The organism is Verrucomicrobiota bacterium, from assembly GCA_037139415.1.
In the GTDB taxonomy this organism is placed as follows: Bacteria; Verrucomicrobiota; Verrucomicrobiia; order Limisphaerales; family Fontisphaeraceae; genus JBAXGN01.
On the sequence record JBAXGN010000013.1, the window covers coordinates 34677 to 56168 of the forward strand.

A 21492-nucleotide genomic window follows, 5' to 3' on the forward strand; every position below is an offset into this window, starting at 1 on the left:
GCGGTGGGAATGTTAAGGCGGCGGTTGTCAATAAAGGGGCTTGGGGCCAATCGCTGTTCAGCAACCCGACGATGGATCTCCGCGTTCCGGCCAGATGCGGGTCTGAATCCAAATGCCTGCAAAAATCCCGGCCAAAGTCGCCCACGCCGGCCAGATTCCCTGGCCGACCTGGATCAGCGCGACGCCAGGGCAGGCCCCCGTTATCGCCCAGCCTATGCCGAACAAAACGGCGCCGGGAATGATGCCAGCGTGGAACTTGACTAGGCCAAATTTCAGCCGCCCGCGCAGCAGGGCAAAGAGGGCGATGGTCAGGCTGACAGCGGCGGCAAAGGCGAACAGGAGCCGCAGATCGCGAAACAGAAGCATCCGGTGAAGTTCATTGAAGTCAGCAAACCCGAGCCGCGCAACGGTGAAGCCGAGCAGGAGCCCGGGCACGATGGTTTTCGACCAATTGGTTTTCACGACAAGATCCTTTCCAACAAAAACGAAACTCCGATGGCGACTCCGAAGAAGACTCCCGTGGCTATCAAACTGGCGGGCTGCAACCGTCCACAGCCGCTCAGCCCATGCCCCGAGGTGCAACCGCCCGACCAGCGGGTTCCAAACCCAACGAGGATTCCGCCGCCGAACAAGACCAGCAAAGCTTGCAGACCGTGGCCGAAGAGCCTGTGGAACTCGGGCGACAGTTTCGTCTGGCCCCAATGCTCTCCGCCGACCTGGCCCGCAATGACACCACCGACGACGACCGCCAAGAGAAAGACCAGATTGGCCAATCTGTCTGGCCCGCGACCAATCGCCGCCGAACTCGCGGAAGCGGAATCACTCGATGCAGTGGCTGATCCCGTTTCAGGCAGAGTCGCTCCACCGCATTGGGGTGCGGATGGAGTGGCAGAGTCGCCTGGCTTGTCACCGCCCCACTTCAAGAGCCTCGCCAGCGCCCCGGAGACGCCCAACGGCGCTCCGGTCAGCAGAGGAAACAAGATGGCCACGGTCGCCAAAAGCGCACCGCCCAGCCACCACGGCCAATAGTGTATAGTCATTTCAGGTGCCTTGTCTTCCTGCGTGGATTGTCGCTGCGACCGACGGGTCAAAGTGCCGGAACGTTAGAATTTGTAGCTATACGCGATCCCAATCGAATCTTGCGACATTGCGATAGTTTCGCGTGTGCCTGCCGGAGCCTTGCCCAGCGCGACAAATTTGCTTTCACCCGTGACGGAGTTTTCGAAGGCGTGCAGGTAGAAGACTGAAATATCATGCCGGCCAAAGTCGTAAGTCGCGCCGAACGTGAGATGATGTTGCACCACAGCCGGAGCCAAGATGTTGAACGTGACATCGCGCGCCTGCACAGGGTTCTCCGAGAAACCGTAGCCAGCGCGGAAGGTCAACGCCTTCGTCACCTGCCAGTCGGCCCCCACCTTCACGGTGCTGATACTCCGCCAGCCGAAGCCAGGTCCATGCTCCTGTCCCAACTGGCCAGCGTTGCTGCTCGGATTTCCCACCGCCGCGATGCTGGCATAATCAATCCACTTGTAATCCACCCCCAGTCGCAGCGCCGGGAGTGCCTGCCAGCCAATTCCAACACCGACGCTCTGAGGAATGTCAAACGAGCCGTTGCCCGCGAACAGGCCGCGATACTTGTCGAAACGCGATGTATAGACCCGGCTAGAGTAGGCCGCGCCCAACGAAACGTCCGGCGTGACCTTCCACAGATAGCCGAGACGGGCACCGCCGCCAAACGAATAGTCATTCCCGACGTTGGAGAGGGCGGTGGCATCCTGCGATAGCGGGCTAAAAGCCTGAAGTCCGTACGCCTTGAAGGTCTGATAGGCGAGGATGGGGGCCAAACCAATTGAATGATTCTCCGCAAACTTCCACGCCACCGTTGGCGCGATCAGCAACTGCGAGAGGTTCACGCCCAGATGGCCGCTGCCAGCGAGCAGATTTTGGCTGGTCGCGCCAGGCCCCAGGTTGAGTTGGCCGCCGGAATAGTCCGTATTCATGCCCCCGTTTCCGTAGATTGAAATGCCCAGCGAGAATTCTTTGCCGAAAGCACGTTTGTAGGCAATTTCGGGGATGAAGAAGTCCCGGCTATCGCTCACCACCCGGGCGTTGAAGGGCTTGGCCGGACCGGTTCTTTCCGCGCTGCGGTCAGGACGAAACCAATCAATCCCAAGATTGAGCTGATTGTCCGCCCAAGTGAGCGCTGCCGGATTATTGGCCCCACCGAAGGCATCGTCGGTCTCGGTGAGCGCCACGCCAGCACGCCCCTTGGCTTTGATGCCGTAGCCGTGGGAGAAATAGCCATCCGTGGCCTGGACCGAACAGGTCGCCAGCGTCGCTAGCAAGGCTAAGTTGGAAATCAGAGTTGGTTTGTTTGTTTTCGTTGTTGTTGTTTTTTTCATGTCATTTAGGGTTGAGGTGCATTTGTAAGATGGTCAGATTCGCAGCGTGGCCATCAGGATAGAACTCTCGGGTTGCGTTGGAGTGAGGCGACCGGTGGAAAGAAACAAGCAGCAGCCAGTTCAAGCGCGACGAAACCGCCGACCAACCGATCCAGATTAAGGGTTTTCTTTTCACGGTCCAAATCTATATCAAAGTACCCGGACCGTGACGTTTTCGATTTTCCCGCTGAACGGATTGGGCGTTTCATATTCTCCCACTGCCGCACCGGTCTCCGCATTACCCACGGACAGCCCGCGGCCCGGTTGGGCATCAATGAGGCCAGAGGCCTTGCCTTCGGCCAATTTGCGGCCATCCATGAGCAGGCTGAGTTTGCCCCCTTCTTCCAAACGAGCTTCCACCCGATAATGACCTTTCCCCAACGGCTCTTTGCCGCCAATGGAGGCCAGTTCCCCGGAAATGCGTACGGCAAAGGCCAGCTTGCCGCCATCCAGATATAACGCATAGCCGTTCCGACCGGCTCCCTGGGTCAGAATGACGCCGTTGGTGCCTACGGGTTCGATTTCGGCCGAGATTACCAGCGGATGCCCGGCAATCTGTGGCGCATCATTGCGATTCAGCACATCGCCGGATTTCCACGGTCCATTGGTTGAAGTGTTGGAGGTTTGCGTCACTGCACCCGCCCGGCGCGGACCATTCTGGCGCGGACCGGGGCGCCACGCAGGTTCCGCCAAATCGGCGTTCCACGTATTCCAAGCGGCGGCGAGTTCCTTGAATTTTTCCGGTTCATTGCCCGCCAGATTGTTGGTTTCTCCAATGTCTTTGGTCAGGTTGTACAGTTCCGCCCCCTCCGTGCTGGCTTTGGTTTCGGCATTGGCGCCACCAAGACCGCGCTGCCCCGGCGACGGGGCCTTGACCAGTTTCCAATCACCCTTGCGGATGGCGATCTGCTGGCCGAAACGCCAGTAAAGCGCTTCGTGAGGCTCGCCAGCTTTGGCCCCATTGAGAAAAGGCAGAAGGTTGACGCCGTCGAGTTTCCACTCGGGTTTGATTTCCACGCCGGCAGCAGCCAGCGCAGTCGGGTGAATATCGAGTTGGATGACCGGGCGATCATCCACTTTGCCCGCCGGGAGATGGCCTTTCCATTGCACAATCCACGGCACGCGAATTCCCCCCTCCCAAGTCTGGGCCTTGAATCCACGCAGCGGGCCGTTGCCCGAGGTGGTTTGTGCCGTGGGGCCGCCATTGTCGCTGATGAAGAAGATCAGTGTATCTTCCTCCAAACCATGCTCGCGAATTTTGGCCAACACACTGCCCACGGCATCGTCCAGCGCCGAAAGCATCGCGGCAAAGGTGCGGCGTTTTTTATCCTCGATGCCCTGGAAGCGGGCGAGATACTTCTCAATGGATTCGAGCGGCGCATGCACGGCGTTGAAAGGCAAATAAACAAGCCATGGCTCCGCATGGTGCTTCTCGATGAAGTTTACAGCCTCGCGTCCAAAGGCGTCGGTGGTGTAATCAATATTGCTGACGCGGTTGGTGCCTCGGAGAATCGGGTTGTTCGAGTCTCCAGCGGCGTCGAGGTAGTCATGGGCACCGCCCAGGAACCCGAAATATTCATCGAATCCACGTTTAAGCGGATGAAACTGCGGTTCGTAGCCAAGGTGCGATTTGCCAAACCATCCGGTCGCATAGCCCGCCTCCTTCAGACGGTTGCCCAGCGTGGTCTCCTTCAGAGAGAGGCCAAACGTAACCGAGGCTCCCTGCACTGGCCCGGGGTTAAACTCGTGACCATAACGTTGTTGGTACCGTCCGGTGAGCAAACCGGCGCGCGTTGGGCTGCAATAGGGGCCGCTGACATAGCCGCTGGTGAAGCGAACGCCGTTTTTTGCCAGGGAATCAACATTGGGTGTGGGAATCTGCGGATTTCCCTGGGCACTCAGTTCGCCATACCCCAAATCGTCGGCGACGATCAACAGGATGTTAGGGCGTTTGTTGGCTTTGCCTGAGTCAGTGATGGCAGCCTGACCATGGGCCGTAAACACGGCCAGTTCTGCGATGAGTATGATGGGGATAAGCTTTTTCATAATTTGCATGATTGCATTGTTGGATGTCACTCAGCCTCACATTGGATCAAGGTTTCACGGCGCGATAGAACGCATTGCCCGGGGGCGGGTTGGTGTCTGTGAAAATCAGGATTCCATGGGGCGGCGCCACCTGCTCACTTACATTCGTCCAGCCTGAGATAGTCAGACTGGTCGTCCGCTGGTATGCATAGTTTTGTCCGGGCTCACCCGCAAACTTAAACGTCACCCATCCGTTCGTCCCGGGTAATGGCGGGCTTACATGGTTTAATGTTGGCAATGGGGTTGCAGAAACATGAATCGCCACAATCGCGCTCGCAAACCCTCCACGACCATCCGTGATGGTGTAGTTGAATTCGTCGTTGCCCGTAAACCCAGACACCGGCGTATAGGTGATGACCTGGGTCGTAGAGTTCCAAACCACCTCACCGCCATTCGCACTCGTCGTCGAGACATTTACGAGCGTAATGGGATCGTTATCCGGATCCACGGAATTGGTGCGAAGCGTGGCTTCCGGGATTGGCAACGGGACGTTGATCAGGGTTGTCGCGCCTTGGTTGGTGGCAATCGGCGGACGATTGACAATCAACTGGGCCACTTGGCTGGTCACCGCCGCACCAAATGGATTGGTCACCACCAACGAGTAATACCCCTCGTTAGCCTTCTGCACATTGGTCAAGGTCAGACTGGCCGTGGTGCCAAACCCAATCACCGTATTCGTGTCAAAATACCATTGATAACTCAAAGAGTTGCCGTTTGAAACCGCCGCAGTGAAGGTGACATCGGTGGCGTTGCTGATGGTCACAAGCACGGTGGCTGGAGTAGGCTGCTGCGTGATCTGCAGCGGGCTTCCAACCGTCAAGGTCACCGGCCCGCTGGTCGCGGCGCCATTCACGTTGGTCACCACCAACGTGTAGGTGCCGGCATTCGCAGCCTGCACATTGGTCATTGCCAATGCGGCGACATTGGTTACGAAGTTGGTGGCATTCAAATACCACAGGTAGGTTGCCGGCTGGCAAGAGACCGCCGGTCCTAGTGTTGCGGTCACATTAGTGCTATCGCCCAAAGAGAGGGCGATATTGGTGACACTCAAAGCGGTAATGACCGGTAGATTGGTGTCACTCACCGTCACATAGGCAATGAGGCTGTTGGTGGAAACCCCAAAGGCGTTGCTTGCTTGCAGGTAGTACTGGCCGCCTGCGCAAGTGAGGTTACTTAAGGAAAGTGACCCGCCGTTGGCTCCTGCAATGGGCACACGGTTTACGAACCATTGCAGTGCCAGCGGTGGGTTTCCAGCGACACCCGCCACCAGAGTTACGGTGTTACTCAACACCACATTTGTGCTCGCAGGATCCTGCGTGATGTATGGCGCAATCCCCTGGACGGTTAAAACGGCCACATCGCTGGTCGCCGTGCCAAGCGCGTTGGAGGCGATTGCATAATAACTGCCCGCGTGCGCCGGAACCACGTTGCTCAAAGTCAACGTGGCACCATTTCCGACCAAAGTGTTCCCATTAAAAAACCACTCATAGACGGGGGCTGGATAACCGGAAGCCGCCACGTGAAGACTGACGGTGTCGCCGCCAGATACCGTCTGGCTGGACGGCGATTGGGTGATGACAGGGACGTGCAAAACGGCCAGAACACCCTGACTGAGGAGACTGTTAGTGTCCCAGGCCACACCGGTTCCAAGCACGGGCAGATTTACGCTGGCAAACGCGCCGCTGAACGTGTTCGCCTGGAAAAGCTGAAACGTATCCCCTGCTTGCAGCGCCTCACTATTGGTAGCCAGGGAAAGATTGAGCGTCCCCCCCACCGTCAACGAACTGACGCCAATAATCCGATCATTGGTCACCACGCCAGCAATTCGGCCGAGGCGCAAGGCGGTCGTTCCGCCAAGGCTCAGGGCGTTACTCACCACCAGCGTGTCGGGACTGGCACCATCAATTGCCAATTGGCCACCCGGCTGAATCGCAAGGGGACCGAGCACCGTGCCGCGTCCCACCAGGGTCTGTCCGGCAACAACATTGTAGCCGTTGGCCACGCCGGAGACATCAAATGTCGTACCGGGCGCGAGGGTGATGTTGGCACTATTGGAGATAGAATAGGCGTTACTGACCACCAGAGTTCCCGCGCTAATCAGCGTGGCCCCGACATAGGTGTTGGTTCCAGTAAGCGTGACGATGCCAGGCAGCAATTTTTTCACCCCACCCGCGCCACTTATGCCGCTAGCGACGGTCAGGCTGGAATTCGCCGCGGCTCCCAGTTGACCAAAGCCGCCGGGTACGGTTACAGGCCCTACCACATAGTTGCTGGTGCCACTGCCCCCCTTGATTTGTCCGCCATCCGACAGGAGCACGTTTTTGTCCAAGGGATGGGTATTCAGCCAAAACTGAACATAAGCATTGGAGAAAATGGTCAACGTGTTGGTGGGATTTCCCAGTGAAGTTGTGCTCACTTCAAACCCAAGACCGCCTTCCTTTACTTCAATGTCTCCCAAGGCAGGGTCCACTTGAGCATAAACCAGGCTGACAAAATTAGGCCCCACCTTGGTCAATTTGTACGGCTGCCCCCCGGTGCCAAGCACGGCGTTGGCAGTGGCGGTACCGCGCACATCCCAACGTTGCGTGCCACCAAGGGTGGTGTCTCCCGCCAGTGTGACGAAGCGCGTGGCATTATTCTGTGCGGCTGCACCGTTGTTCACGATCGCACCGTTCCCGCCGACGCCCGCGCCAGAGACGGTGATGGATTCCCGATTCAGCAAACTGCCGAAGACATCCAACGTGCCCCCATTGGTGATGATTGTGCCACCCGCGACAGAACCCAACGCATTGCTATGGGTGGCCACGAGGGTGCCACCGGAGATGGTGACGCTACCGGTGAAGTCGTTGTTATTGCTGATAACGAGGGTACCGGCACCCTGTTTGGTCAAACTGGCAAGCCCGCTGATTTTTCCCGGACCGCTGAAACTGTACACGGAAAGAACTTCATTGCTGACCGTGACGGAAGCCGGCAGAAGCGCACTGGCCAGATTCACGTTGGTGTTCTGTACCGCACTATCATCGAAACGGACTCCGCTGCCGTCTGAGTAGCTTGTGTCACTGCCGGTCAATTTCCAGTTCACCGTGCCAGTGGTATTCCAGTTGGTATCGGTGAGCCCCGACCAGACCAAGGGGTTAACGAAGGTGATCAACAGGTCCACCGATGAGTTGGCGGCGTTATCCACCAGGTTACCCTGAACACCTACGGGTAATGATCCGAGACTAAAGCTAGAGAATCCACTACCGCCAATCGCACCGGTATAGGCAATCAGCGGGAATTGTCCCAACGCAAAGTTTCCGCCAGCAAGGTTGATGGTGCTGGTGCCGTTGGCGACCAGGTTGGTCGCGTTAATCACCGGCGCTGTGGGATTGCCGAAAGCGCCCAGATTCAGGTTCAGCGTGGTCGCGCCACTGGCGCCGACCGTTAGTCCGGCAACGTTTAGCGATGTTCCCGACGACGCCAGGCTCAGGTTCAACTGTGCGCCATCGGCGATGCTGAACGCGCCGCCACCCGCGTGGGTCGTGTTGATGCTCAAGTGACCCTGGTTCACCAGCGTGGCCCCCGTGTAGGTGTTCGTGCCCGTGAACGTGAGCGTGCCAACGCCGTTCTTGGTCAAACCGCCGGTTCCGCCCGCAAGCAAGGGCTGGGCGATGGTGAGATCAATGTTCGTGGTGTCAATAATAGCCCCGCCGTCCTTAATATAAGTCGCCGTCACACCGGTGAAGAAGGTGCTGGCCTTGCCCGAGGAGCTGGGGCGAAGCGTGCCGCCGTTGAAATAAAAATAGCCGGTGCCGCTGCCGCCCACAACCCGCGGCGTTTCCAAAATTCCGCCGTCGAAATTATAAGTGCCCACACTGCCAGCGGAAGACCCGAGGAGCAATCCAGCGGTGGCGGTGGTGTTGCTCTGGAATTTAACGGAGCCACCAGTCTGATTGACCAACGCGAACGTGTTAGCTGTGTCACCAACGTAGATTTGAACAAAGTATTGATCGAGAATCAACTGGCCCGAACTGATATCGAAAACATTGGTCCCCGTTAGACCAGCGGTATAACCCAGCCGAAGATTTAGGCTGCCACTCACATTTCCAACGGTCAGGGATGCGTTGTTGGTGATGGCCAGGCGCACAACGTCTGTGCCATTCGCAAAGAGACGGATCGCGCTATTCTCGTTGGTCCAGCTTCCACCATCCAGCACGAGCCCGCCCTGGTAGAGTTCTATGATACTCCCAGACCGGGTGGGTACGGCAGAAGCGATGCGCAAGTCGTTCGTTCCGGTTTTGGTGAGAGTGGTTACGGAAAGGGCAATCGGGCCGAGCAAAGCCAAGTTGCCAGCGGAGGTATCAATGCCAAAGGTGCTGCCGGTGGCGCTAACAGCGTTGGTTAAATTGCGTGGACCACCATAGGTGGCCAGCGAGGCGTTCGCCACGGCCAGCGCGCCGAAACCCAGTGCGCCATCCTGCCCCAATTGCAAGGTGCCGCCCGCAAGCAACGTGCCGCCAGAGTAGGTGCCATTACCGGTGAGGGTGAGCGTGTTGGTTCCCACTTTTTGAAGCGCCAGTGCCCCCGTGGTTTCTTTGAGGGTACCGCTGAATGCAACCGCAGTATTGTTACTCCCGACTGACAAAGTGTTGGTCACACCCGCTACGCCGCTGTTATCAATCGTGCCGCTGCCGTTCAATCCGTTGATGGTATCGCTGTATCCGCCCAGGTCGAGAGTGCCGTTCGCACCCACTTGCACATTGCCTTTGCCCGCGCCATCAGGGATCACATTGGCCTTGCCCAGTTTGAAGGTGCCCTTGGTGATAATCGTATCTCCGAGATAGGTATTGCTGGATACCGCCACCGTCAGGGTCGCCGCGCCATCCTTGGTGAACGTTCCCGGACCCTGAATTTGTTCCGTTCCGAGGAAGTTGGTAAGAGTGTAAGCTTTGGTTTCATTACTGACAGTGATGGAGAGCGGGCTGACGTTGGTCACCAGCGTTACCAGGTTGGTCAGGCTTGTATCGTCGAGGGCCACCACCAACCCCGAGAGGAAAGGGTTAGCGATACCGGCGATGATATCCTTCCAATTGGCCGTAATGCCGATATCCCAACGGTCACTCAGACCACCGATACCGGTGTACGTTACCGATACGGATTGACCATCAGTAATGCCGCCGGCGGGAATGCGCTGAATCCCCGTCACGTTGCCTGCAGTGACGATGGAGTAATCCACGCCTGCCGCATACGTGGTCGTAAAAGGACTGTCCGTGACCACGATGGTATTGGTCAGCACTCCCGCAAACGCCAGATTGGTGGTGCCCGTTCCCGTCAGCGTCACCAACTCCGTATTGGGCGCATTGGTGGCGCCTGTCCAGACCAGGCTCGGCACTTTCGTAATGACCAACAGGAGGGCGGAAGCGGTGGTGTCATTGGTGATGTAACCGGTCACTCCCGACGGCAGGGTGTTACCGACGAAGGTGGTACCAGTGACATTGTTGGCGTTGGAGTACCCGAGGAGTGTGACCGTCCCAACGCTCAGCCCCAAGCCGGAGACGTTGACATAGACGCTGCTGCCGGCAGCCACGGTCAGGTTGGTTGCCAGCACCACCGGTGCGGTCGGATTACCCGAACCAAAGTTGAATTCGTTGGTGACCGGGCCAATGCTGCTGCCGAGGTTCAAGGTCGGGCTGAAGAGGGTGCTGCCCGGAATGGTGTTCGTGAATCCCAGCGTTTTACCGTCACTCACCGTGATGGCGCCACCACCTGCATGGACGGTGCCGAGGATCAGTTTACCATTGCTGACGAGGGTCACGCCCGAGTACGTATTGGAGCCCAAAAGTGTTACCGTGCCGGTGCCGGTCTTGGTGACGGCGAGCGTGCCACTGGTGTTCTTGATGACGCCACTGAAGGAGCTGGAAACATTGTTGTTACCGACAGTCAGCGCGGATGTGCCACCCCCCGAAATGTTGTCAATAATGCCGCTGCCGCTCAATCCGTTGACCGTTTCACTGAAGGAATTGAGATCCAGCGTGCCGTTGATCGTGACATTGCCCTTGCCGGAGCCATCGGGAATGCGTTCGGCAGCGCCAAGTTTCAGAACCCCGCCGCTGAGGGTCGTGTCGCCCGTGTAGGTATTGGTTCCCAAGAGGGTAAGCGTACCAGTGCCGGACTTGGTAAACGCGAATTTGGTGTCGTTGGCGTTCGGGCCACCTAAATCTCCCGAATAACTGTAGTCGCTCGTGTTAGTGACGGTGAAGGTGACCAGTGTGCCACTGCTATTGACGACGCGGTTGGACGCGCCTCCAACAGTCGTCAGGCCAGCGACGGTTTGCGAACGGCTGTTCAATTCAATGCGGCCACTCGTTCCGCTCGCATCACCCAAGGTAACGACACTGGTGATCGGAATGCGGTTGTTACCCGTATCCAGGCGAAGCGCACCATCCTTGACGAAGGTGTTTCCCGTGTAAACATTCGCACCTCGGATCACATTGGTGCCCGGCCCGGTCTTGATCAGACCGCCACTGCCGTAGAGGATGCCCCCATTGGTCAGGAAGCCGGCGGCAATCTGGTAAATGCGATCCACGCTGTTGGTCACCCCAATATTCCAGAAATTGATACCCGCGATGTTGGTGAAATGCCCATTGAAATCCACCGCTTTGCTGCCGAAGATGGCCCAGCCACCGTTGGAGAGCGTAATCCAACCAAGGCTGGTCACCTGGTTATTGTTGGTCGAGTTTTGCTTCAAGGTGCCGTTGAAGATGAGATTGTCGCCGCTTGCTGGACCACCGGAGGGACTCCAATTGCCAGCCAGCCCCCAATTCCCGTTGGCCGCCGCCCCGCCCCCCACCCAAGTCTTGGTGGCTGCGGGAAGTTCACCAGTCTGCGCGAATAGCGCCACCAATCCAAGAATGGTTAAACTGCGACGAAGGAATTGCCGCGACAGTGAATAACTCCGGCGCATCAGCGCCAGACCAACCATGTTCCATCTAATTCTCATAGGCACGCTTCTCATTGTTCAGGCCACTTCCAGTCGAACTGCAAAACGAGCTGTCCGACCGATTGAGTTTCACGCGCCTCTGGAGAGGTAGCTGACGACCGCTTGGTAGCCATCATTTTGTCGGCATTTCAAATGCCAACAACATAATACACGACCAAATATATAGACTTGGTTATGTTTTCGCAAATATTTTTTCAATATTTTTTGTCTGGCAGAAAAAACCGCTTCATTTCAACGAGCATATTTATTTGTATATATCTGCACCCCTATATGTTGCATAAGCTACTCAGTTTCATAACTTGAAAGAAAAGCAGGACACTTTTGACGGGTATTATCTTGAGTGGCGTTTGATTGTATCTCGGAGAAAACGTCTGGTTCACTATTTTTTGAGGCAATGTTTCCCCCCCCCGGCATGGATGCGTCTGCCCAACGACATTATCTGGATTAATTCGTTCCATTTGAGTTTCGAAAGCGACAATCACGCCGGAGACGGTTTTCATGTATGTTAATTATTTCTGTTGTATATATTAATATATTTGTAGTCCCAAACCAGGCTCTTCACACTTTCCAGGTGGTGATAAGCCTGCCTGTAAAACAACCGATTGTTTCAAGATCCAAGGCACAACAAAGGTTTCGGCCAGAACCTTCCTGATTGAGCGATTTCGCCACTACCGAATACAACTTGGTTCGGCGGCGCCATAATAGCCTGAAAGAACGCAGGCAGTGAGCGTGTGCTCGTGGCTTGAGGATGGCCGTTTCAACTACAACGATCCGCCGGAGCGTTTTGGAGCATTGGATGCAGGACGTCGGATGGCGCCGATCTTTTTCAATTCATTATCCCAGTCCACGCGGAGCAGCAGATCCCAGCCGGGGTTCTGGGCTTTGACTTCACAGGAACAAGATCCGAGGAGAAACCGCGTCGCCTCCTCGATCAAATCTTCTGTCAAACGCGCATGCGGCCAGGCGCCGAACACGCGCCCACGACCAAACACCACGGCCACGAACGGCTGTTCGGCGGGAAAGGACTTCAAACCAGTCGGACCTGCGAGCAGCGAAAGGAACAAAAATTCATTGGCATCGGTTCGCTTCACACGCAGCAGCGAAAATTGCACCTTGAGTTCCGGTCCGGGGCCCAACCGGCTTTCGGGATCGTTGGGATCCAACGGCGGGAGGCCGGTGGCAGCTTCAAGGAAGCGCAAACGGCCCGCCAATAAACGGGCGGCAGCTTCGTCCTGATCGCGATGCCCCGACTCGACCAACACCCAGATGGCGGAATCACCAGCCAAAATACGCTTGATCAAATCCTGCCGCGCGGGCGAATCAGTGAGGGTTCGGTAGGCCGCCAGGGAAAGCTTCCCCTCCCACACCGGTGCCGCAGCGCCACGAACATGCGACGGAAAGAACATCCGTGTGCTGTTGGTTGAAATGCTAGCCTCAAGATTCAGGCCAGCGCCGCCGCTCAAATTCCGGATTTCCGTGGCCAGCGGTTCGGTTTGCAGGACTGTCGTCGGTGCTTCAAGCCGGAACGCATCCGCCGGCCAGCGATCCAATGCGTAGCGAAAGACCGGGATGTCGCAGCCGAAGATGGCCGGCCCACCGAGCGCCAAGGCTAAGGCAAGACCGGTGGTTTTGGGGGTTGTCCGTAGCATCGAATTTTTCCGTCCGTGGTCACAATAAAGATGCGGCCTTGGGCGACCGATACGCCATCCCAAACCGGTGGGCTATCAATGGTAAAATCACGCGCAACCTGGCCGTTGCCAGAATTGAATATTTTCACGAGCGCCCCACGCTGGCCATTTAAACTCGCGTCTTGTTCTTCAAGCTCCTTCTGGACGGTCGGATCCTTTTTTGTGAGCCGCTCAAAGATTTGTTCTTCGTTGACAAGATCCGGAGGACCAGCCACGACCAAGTTGGTGCCGGCCATGGAGAGTCCACGCGTGGAGACTGGGACATAAGTGTTCCAGTCATATTTTACAAAGGTGCCGCCACCTCGCTGGAGGGCGGCGGAGCCCGCAGGGCCAGTCTGACGAGCTACGGCGTTGGAACCGCTGGAAACGGGCGGCTTTGCGGGCGCGGCCTTTTCGCCAATTTTGCTCTCTTTGGAAGGCGCCGCCCCCAAGGCTCCGGCGCGTGTCAAATCCCCTTGATCGGTGGGCAACGGAACTGCGGACGCGACACTTGGAGTTACGTTCGTTGAAGCAGCAACGGCCGGTGGAGTCAGTTTGTGGAACCATAGTGCCGCCCCGTGCTTGCCCTTGCCAACATCCACGCCGGTGAGGACACCATTGATGTGGTTGGTGGAATCGTCGCGGGCGTCGTTATTGTCGAAGGAACAGGCGATGATCGCTCCCTTGGCTGAGTGGGCGTCAGCCACGAGCGCGCGTTGCTGGATTTCCTCAGTGCCAAGGGCACGGTAATAAATCACGACTTCGTCAATCAACCCGGCGTAAGGATTGTCTTCCTCGTAGTCGCCAACCGAACCGCGGGTATCCACTCCGAATTCGAGTGGTTGCGCCGGCTTTGCCTCGAGCAGGGAAGTAGCCGTGCCAGAGTTGACGAAATGGCCATCCACGTAAAGGCGGATGGCACGGTCGGTGTCGAGTACGCCTGCCAGATGATGCCACCCAGCGCAGAGCGGGGAAAGCGCGGTGACCGAGGTGAGGTCGCCATGATTACGGATGTGGAAGACCGGAGCGCCATCACGCAGGGAAAGCGCGTAACCATACGCCGGTCCGCCGTGGGCAATAATAACACCGTTGGCGCTGTCTGGCAGAACCCAAGCCTCAACCGTGATCCCCTTGCCTGCCGGATTCAACCGTGCGTCATCGGGGAATCGAACCCCAGGAAATTTATCCTCAACCGTCACGGTCGCATTCGTGGCGCCTCTGCCTTGACGGTTGCGGCGGTTAGCCTGCCGGTTTGGGGCTTCGAGTTGCGGTTGAACATCCGGCGCCACGCGACTCGACGAGAATAGTTGATTTTGCATCGTCGTGGTCCACTTGAGATATTGTGGTTCCCGTCCATATCCAAAGACCTTCTCATCGTCGAACACGAGCAGGCGTCCCGACGGAGCATACTTGCCCGCCTGAAAATAGCCGCTGTGGCCGCCAGAAAAACTTTTACCGTAAACCCAGTAACTGCGGTGGAAGAGCGCCTCGTCCAGAAAGCCGGTGGGCGAAAAGAGGTGGGCTCCCTCACCTTTTTGGGCGGCGCCCTGTTCGACCGCGTTGCCGGACACCGGGCCAATATCCACGCGTTTGCCGTCAGTGCCGATTTTCTGGGTGCGCAGGTAGGTCCACTTGCCATCACTCACCAAAATGTCATTCAAACCGACCGGCATCTGCAGCGTCTTGATCCGCAACTGGAGATCGCCACCAGTTTCAGGATCCACCTTATCGTAGGTTTGTTCAATCAGCTTCTTACCCGTCGCCGCGTCAAGTTTGAAGAATCGCAATCCGCCATCGAGGAACACCGACCGACCCGTCACAAAACTAACCTGATCCTTTTCCACCAGTACGCTGCCGGGAACTGGCTGCACGCTCTCCAGTTGTTCAAAGGCAAACATCCGCTGGTCAGGATAAGGCCCGTACCGCCAGACTAAAGCACCGTCGTCCGCCCGCAACGCATAAACGCTGCCATCGCGGCTGCCGAACAGTACACGCCCCTTCCAATAAGTTGGGGGCGAATCCACCCGTCCACCCGCGATGAAATGCCACAGCGGTTTGCCAGTATTGAGGTCAAGGGCGAAAACCGTGCCGGTGTCAACTTGCGCGACAAAGGCTTTCCCATTAGCCACCGTCAGCGCGCTCAACCTCCCGCCGAGCGGAACATCCCAGGCCTGCGAGAGGTCCTCGCTTAGCGATTGATCCGAAAAGCCGCTCCGTTGCGTGTCGTGCCGGAAGGTGGGCCAGTCGAGCAGGCTCGGTTCGGCTCCGAGCGCCGCGTCGTAGGCTGGACCGCGTTCGAGACGTTGGTCGTCGGGCAACGGATTCGGAGCCTGGCTGGCGCGACGTGGTGCCAAGGCGTTGAGTCCGTCCAGCTTGGCCTCGGGATAACATGCGCAATTATGCGGTCCGGCGTAAATCAAGCCATTGGCGGGCATGGAACCGTAAAGACAGGCTGCACGCACCCAATGGTTAATTTCCCAGTGCTTGGCTTTAAAATCAACAAACTCAATGCCGGTGCGGGAGGGGATGATGAAGCGTTCCGTAGCCTTGGCAATATAGCAACGATGATGAAACCAATACGTATCCACGTCGGGCAGGAAACGGCTCTTGATCTCACCGGTTTCCGGTTCGCGACCGATAAACTCGCCGGACATGTTTCCTGAAATGGTCGGGGCGTTCCAGAGCAGTCCGCCCGCCAGAATCAAATCTTCCGGCGAACGGTAACCCGATTTGCTGTGTGGCGCGTTCCACAGCTCTTTCCCACTCCTGGCATCGAAGCTTTTCATCGCTCCGTCACCGCCAGCGTAGAGCACCAGGTTACTGTATAGAATCAAGCGTGGACCGAAATTATATTCAAACAATTGCCGACGACCGGCAGGCGCCGACGACCAAGTCGGATTGCCGGTCGCAGCATCCAGGCTGATCAGTTTCTCTCCGTCGTGATAAACGACTCGTTTGCCATCAGCCGCGAGCGTGAGCGGCGCAATTTTACCTTCCTTCTTCCACAGCACCCGTCCGGTCGTCGCTTGCACGGCCTGAAGTTCGCGCGGCTTCGCATCCCAGTTGAACTCCGTCTCGACGCGCCGCTGGTCACCGGTGTTGAGTTTGGGAGCGAAGTCTTCAAGCGTCCAATTCCTTGGATTGACCAGAACATAAAGAACTCCGTCCACGTTTAGGATTTCCTCGGCGCCTTTTGTGCTTGGGTAAACGTGCAGCGTACGGCCTGAGGCCCCATCCAACTTGCTGACGGGTGCATCTATGGAAAGAGTAACATAAACATGATCGCCCTCGGCAACCAACCGCCGGGCTAGCTGTGTGGGACCGGACTTCAGTGGCCAGAGGTGCGGCTGCCAGTGGGGAATCTCATTTGTCCACAAGATGGTCCCGTTGAAAGCATCCCGGGCCGTGAGCACCCAATGGGCCGGCAGCAAAACCGAAGACCGGGAACCTTGATCCATGATATAGTAGAGTCTGCCTCCCGCCGACACTTGGGCGCTGAGACTCGACATGCGATCATGATGCCGCGACCACCGGGGACTGCCAATCCACTGGTATCCTTCAGGTGATGCCACTTGCAAATCTCGCGATACGGCGTTGCCTCTGGCGTCATAGTAGTAGTGCGTCCAGTCATCTATGTCCGTGGGGCGCGGCTTCACCAACTTCCGCCACTCCCCCCCCTCTTTGAAATAGGCGACGCCATCGGGAACCAGTACTCGCAAAACTTCGTCGCGAGAGACACCATCAAGCTCCCCGGCAACCAACAAGTTGACCAGATTATCAATGTAGGGCAGCGAACCTGGACGCCAGAGGTCCACCGTGACCTGCCCGTTTAGTTTCTCAGCGAGCAACCATTCGCGCGATGACTGCACCTTTGCGGCATCGTGCTCCAACCCTTGCACTTGATAACTGGCATTGCGTCGAAGCGCCGCCGTCAATTGCGCGTCCCCCGATCCCAAGTGCACAACGAAGCCGCCCTTTACACCGGTCGCGTCAATGATGCGAGCGGCTTCCGTCTCAGCGGTTGGACTGGCCGCGCACATGGATGAAGCCCCGGTAACAACGATGGCAAGGCATGCTGCCAGCGAGTGACCCAGGGTGGAGAAACGGCGAATATTTCGCCATACAGGCGAATCGAAAGAAACTTTTCTTAATTGTGTTTGCATAGGCGCGCTATCAGTTTCGGTCAAGACCATTTGGGAACCATTCCCAAACAAACTGGGGAGTCATGCGCGCCCCTGGAGAGGTAGCAACCGATTCATTCCCAGCTCGAATGTATTGCAGCCAAAGTTACTTACCGCAATAACTTTAGTTACTCTAGTGTATAAGTGTAGATTTGTCAACAACCAACTGATAAAAATTAGCCGGTCAGAATCCTGGATCGGCAAAATTTTCGAATTCCTTGAGAAAAAGACGCTATCGAAACGATTGGAACCGGGCTTCTGTTTTTCCTAAAAACGGCTGTTTTGAAAAAAATGAAAAAAGAATTTGACAATGTACAGTAGTATTATAGATTTTCTCATGATTAGTGTCAACGACGCAAAGTGTCGTCGGTGGAAATCCAGCCAGGCAGTCGGGGCGGCTATCACTACAGATACGTATGAACTCGATCGAATGGCTGGAGATCTGCACTAACAAAACAACAATGCAGTTAAGCAAAACATATCGTATGAAGAAACTAGTAACATTCGCGCTGGCGCTTCTTTGCGCCGTAGCCATCAATGCCTATGCTGGCGAAGGCAAGAAGTCCCAGCTCACTGACGAACAGAAGGCACAGGAGAAAACCTTGTTGGACAAATACGACAAGAACAAGGACGGAAAGATTGATAAAGAGGAGAAAGCGGCTTTCAGCCCTGAGGATAAGGAAGCTTGGGACAAACTCCACCCGCACAAAAAGAAAAATTGATAACCAAACCTGTCTGATTGCGTGGACCAGCATTGGCTGGGAGTAAAACCGAATATGGCTCACCTAACATCACCATGGCTTTGGAACCATGGTGATGTTTTTACTCAACAACAGATAGGCGTTAAACTGATGGAACCGTGCTAATTAATTTAACCCGAACTTGACTTGAAAAATTGGATGATGTGGTTGGTCATCAGAAACCAGCCGAAGAGGCCACGGTAGAACGGTGGTAGCTACCTCTCGTGAGGCGCATGAAACAGGATTGGGCAAGGGGAGTTCCCAAGCCCGGACGTGGTCCGAAACAACGACATGCCTTATGAGAGACAATGATAAAATTCACGGTCCAGCTTTTCAGAGCTGGAATCACCCACCGACAAACCCTTGGGTACCTGAACGGAGGACCATATGCGGGTAACCCTTATTGGTGGCATGGACCGATTGGCGCGACACTATCTGAAAGCGGCGCAGGAGGTGGGTGTTGACTTGCGGATCTTCAACCGTCCTGAGGCCGGGCTTGCCCAGAGGATTCATGGTAGCCAGGCCGTTGTCCTCTTCACGGGCAAGGTTTCCCACCAGGCCCGCGACCTGGCCATGGGGATTGCCAAAGCGCACGCCATTCCCGTTTATCAGTACCACAGTTGCGGTGTCTGCACCCTGCGCAAGTGCCTGAGCTGCTTGGGCGGGACCGGAATGGCCGCGCGCAGCTAACTCTTCGCATCAAAACATATGAAGCCCCGTCCGACGCGGCATAGCAGCCTGCCTCATGTCGAGGGATAAAATATCAGGAAAACATTCCTGACTGGGAGCCGATCTGTTTGAGGTGGTTTTTCATACCCGCAATTCAAGGCTTTGAGATAAATCGGAATTGCGATTTTTCGATCCAACCTGAATCCCCCGAGCTGGTGTGGATAAAAATGTAATCTCCACGAATAGACTGTCCACCGGCCATTTCGCCCGCAGCAAGGCGCGTGTTAATCTGCGCGTGACGCGTAGGGGTCAGGCGCAATGGCGTGTCGGAGGACAAAACTACTCCGAGATCGGTTCGCGTGTGAACACCCACCATCCCGGGAATCGTCAGCAAGAACAATCCGAATCCAACGGCGGCGAGGGACTGAGTCCAAGCTGATCGGCGCCAACCAAGGAAAACCGGCAGTCCAAAGGCCAAGGTAACCGCCAGCCAGAAACTAACCGTGGCCGTCCACCCCCACGCGTCCACCGGCAACCAAGTGGAGAATCTCTCCCACCACCTTAGCGGCGCTGCAGCAAGTTGCGCCGTCCGACGGGCATGGCGCAGACTGGCACCAGCATCCGCATCAAATGGATTGATCCACAAAGCCCGTTCCCAAGCCAGGATTGCTTCTCCGAAATGACTGCCTTGCCATTCAGCATTTCCGAGATTGCGCCATGCCTCGGCAGAGGGCTTGCGTTTGAGTTCGTCATTAAACTGTCTCGCAGCCTCCGCGAAGTCCCGCGCCTCATAAGCCGCGCAACCTCTTTCAAATGTATTGGTACTGTGCTGGGATTCAGAAGCAGAAATCTGCCAGACCGCGACTGCGAACAGGATGACGATACCACGGGTGAAGTGTGAGCAACGGATTATCATAGCCGCCTCCGCAATGCTGCGAGCAATATCTCCAATTCCGGTTGAAGCCACCACAGCGTTTTCGGGTTGGGTACTTTGCCCTTGAAAGTCACCTCCTCCGCTAGGGTGAACAACTGGCGCACCAGGTTGCCTGACTGACCCTCCCGCTCTTCGCACGGTAAAACGCCGAGCACATCGTCGCACACCAACGCTTCCGGACTGGCCTGCAAATGGGGAGCGCAAGCTGTGCGTAGCGCCGCCACCGCCGCCATGGTGAACGCCGTCGCATCGCCATCAGCCGCAGCGCGCCGCCATTGCCGTGTTTGCCTTCGGAGTTCGCCACGGGCCCTGGCAAAACGGACAATCTCTGGATGCGCGGCCAGAAAACGGCGGCGACGTTCCCACCAGCATGCGCCCGTCAGCACGCCCCCCAGGAGAAGTTGGAGCATCCAAAAGGAGGTGCGCTGCTGCGTCGGCACCAACCCGGCTGTAAAATGAACCGGGCGGCTCGCCATTCTTCCCAAGCCCTCCGACGCGTGCTCATCCGGTGCGCCAGAGGTTGCACTTGTGGCGTTCGATATTTGTCCCATCGTGCGTGCTCCGGCGGACGGCAGCACCAGAACTGGGATCGCAGGAATCGTCAGATCCACGAAGCTAGTCCTTTGCGGATCGAAGTAGCTGAACGGAATCCTGGGCGTGTCCGTCATTCCAGGATTCAGCGGAATCAAAGTGTAATAAAACACGTTGCTGCCACGCTGCCTGATGGTTGGCGGCGAATTGCCATCCGGCATGGTGTTTAGAACCCGCCAACCCGGCGCGTGAGCAATACCGGGCGGAATCAGGCGCCCAAGGTTTCCCTCCCCACGGACAGCAACGGATAGTACGAGGGGATCACCCGCATGGACTTCACGAGTTGCGGGTCTCGGCGACGCTCCCATAGACTGTCCGATCAATCCAGTGAATCCAGGGAGCGCACCGCCCGGAAGGTGCCTGACCACAATCTCTACTGACCCGGATTCCAAAAAGGGGCGAAAGCCTGGCAGCAGGACGCTTTGCGGATCGGTGGTTGGCCGGCGTTCCACAAAAGCCTGGGCACTCATCGGGAGCCGGCCTTCACGGATGGGAATGGCGATGACTTCCTCGATTAGCGCTGAAACACTATGTCCATTGTGTGTGCGCAACTCGCGTCGCTGAGAACCCGGAACTCGATCAAAGAGGAACGCATCGCCCAACGCTTTCGGATCCACCAGACCTAATACGCTGCTGTCTCCCGGATCCAGCACCACGATTTTCAAAGGAATTGCCTGGCCAACGAAGCAATCGCCCTCTGGAATTTCGAGATGCAAGGAGGCAGGCCGTCGGGCCTCGGGTGAACCAGGAGCGACCACCGTGAGCGTCCGTGACGGAACGGTGATCCGCCGGTTCCCAACAACAACGGTAAAGGGAGCAATGGTAAACGAGCCTTCCGCGTGCGCGATGATCCGATAGTTGAACGTGGCCTGATATTGAGCGGTCTGCCCTTTGGTTATAAACGATTTTCCGACACCACTTTTCTGGAGTTTGAGATCCTTCGGAATGGGAATAGGGTCCGGCAAGTCCACCGCTTCCGGTTCGGCCGTGACCACCACGCGATAGAATGCCGGTTCGCGCATGGCAATTACCAGCGGATCAAATCCCGCATCCGCCACCACATTTGACTCCCCTTGCGCCTGCCGCAGCAATTGTGCCATGGCAGCATTGAGCGGCGGATCGGCAGGGTGAGCGGCTTGGCTTTGCGAGCGGGCCGGGGCACCCAGCAGTAGCAGGCTGGCGGCAAAAGACATAACGTGTCGTGC

General features: G+C 56.8%; 11 protein-coding genes. 2 read left to right on the forward strand and 9 right to left on the reverse strand.

Annotation, left to right across the window (positions count from 1 at the left end):
- Positions 1 to 57 precede the first annotated feature (57 nt).
- From WCO56_03870 to WCO56_03900, 7 genes are all read right to left on the reverse strand, one after another.
- Positions 58 to 462: a YeeE/YedE thiosulfate transporter family protein gene (locus WCO56_03870; GenBank protein MEI7728678.1), complete on the reverse strand. Its 405-nt coding sequence runs from the start codon at positions 460 to 462 to the stop codon at positions 58 to 60.
- The gene (locus WCO56_03875) at positions 459 to 1040 is read right to left on the reverse strand and encodes a YeeE/YedE thiosulfate transporter family protein (protein MEI7728679.1); all 582 of its coding nucleotides are present in this window, start codon (positions 1038 to 1040) and stop codon (positions 459 to 461) included. Before WCO56_03875 ends, WCO56_03870 begins: the two co-directional genes overlap by 4 nt.
- Before the next feature lie 63 nt (positions 1041 to 1103).
- A complete protein-coding gene (locus tag WCO56_03880; GenBank protein ID MEI7728680.1) occupies positions 1104 to 2402 on the reverse strand; it encodes an outer membrane protein transport protein in 1299 nt (432 codons plus the stop codon).
- Positions 2403 to 2591: 189 nt separating this feature from the next.
- Complete coding sequence (locus WCO56_03885) at positions 2592 to 4487, reverse strand: sulfatase-like hydrolase/transferase (protein MEI7728681.1); 1896 nt, start codon at positions 4485 to 4487, stop codon at positions 2592 to 2594.
- A 46-nt stretch (positions 4488 to 4533) separates the two neighbouring features.
- Positions 4534 to 11505, reverse strand: coding sequence for an autotransporter-associated beta strand repeat-containing protein (locus WCO56_03890; protein ID MEI7728682.1), 6972 nt, complete (start codon positions 11503 to 11505; stop codon positions 4534 to 4536).
- 761 nt (positions 11506 to 12266) lie between these two features.
- Positions 12267 to 13154: a hypothetical protein gene (locus tag WCO56_03895; protein ID MEI7728683.1), complete on the reverse strand. Its 888-nt coding sequence runs from the start codon at positions 13152 to 13154 to the stop codon at positions 12267 to 12269.
- Complete coding sequence (locus WCO56_03900; protein ID MEI7728684.1) at positions 13115 to 17212, reverse strand: PQQ-binding-like beta-propeller repeat protein; 4098 nt, start codon at positions 17210 to 17212, stop codon at positions 13115 to 13117. The genes WCO56_03895 and WCO56_03900 overlap by 40 nt, the downstream gene beginning before the upstream one ends.
- 557 nt (positions 17213 to 17769) lie before the next feature.
- Here WCO56_03900 and WCO56_03905 point away from each other — a divergent pair.
- Both WCO56_03905 and WCO56_03910 read left to right on the forward strand, forming a co-directional pair.
- Entirely contained in the window at positions 17770 to 18075 is a 306-nt protein-coding gene (locus tag WCO56_03905) for an EF-hand domain-containing protein (GenBank protein MEI7728685.1), read from the forward strand.
- A gap of 405 nt (positions 18076 to 18480) precedes the next feature.
- Positions 18481 to 18783 (forward strand): DUF2325 domain-containing protein, encoded by a 303-nt coding sequence (locus tag WCO56_03910; protein ID MEI7728686.1) that lies wholly within the window; start codon positions 18481 to 18483, stop codon positions 18781 to 18783.
- A 133-nt stretch (positions 18784 to 18916) separates the two neighbouring features.
- On the opposite strand, the gene WCO56_03915 is transcribed toward WCO56_03910, so the two are convergent.
- Together WCO56_03915 and WCO56_03920 are read right to left on the reverse strand one after the other, a co-directional pair.
- On the reverse strand, positions 18917 to 19678 hold the full coding sequence (locus WCO56_03915) for a tetratricopeptide repeat protein (protein MEI7728687.1): 762 nt from the start codon (positions 19676 to 19678) through the stop codon (positions 18917 to 18919).
- Positions 19675 to 21480, reverse strand: a complete 1806-nt coding sequence (locus WCO56_03920; GenBank protein MEI7728688.1) for a BatD family protein — start codon at positions 21478 to 21480, stop codon at positions 19675 to 19677. Before WCO56_03920 ends, WCO56_03915 begins: the two co-directional genes overlap by 4 nt.
- Between the last annotated feature and the right edge of the window lie 12 nt (positions 21481 to 21492).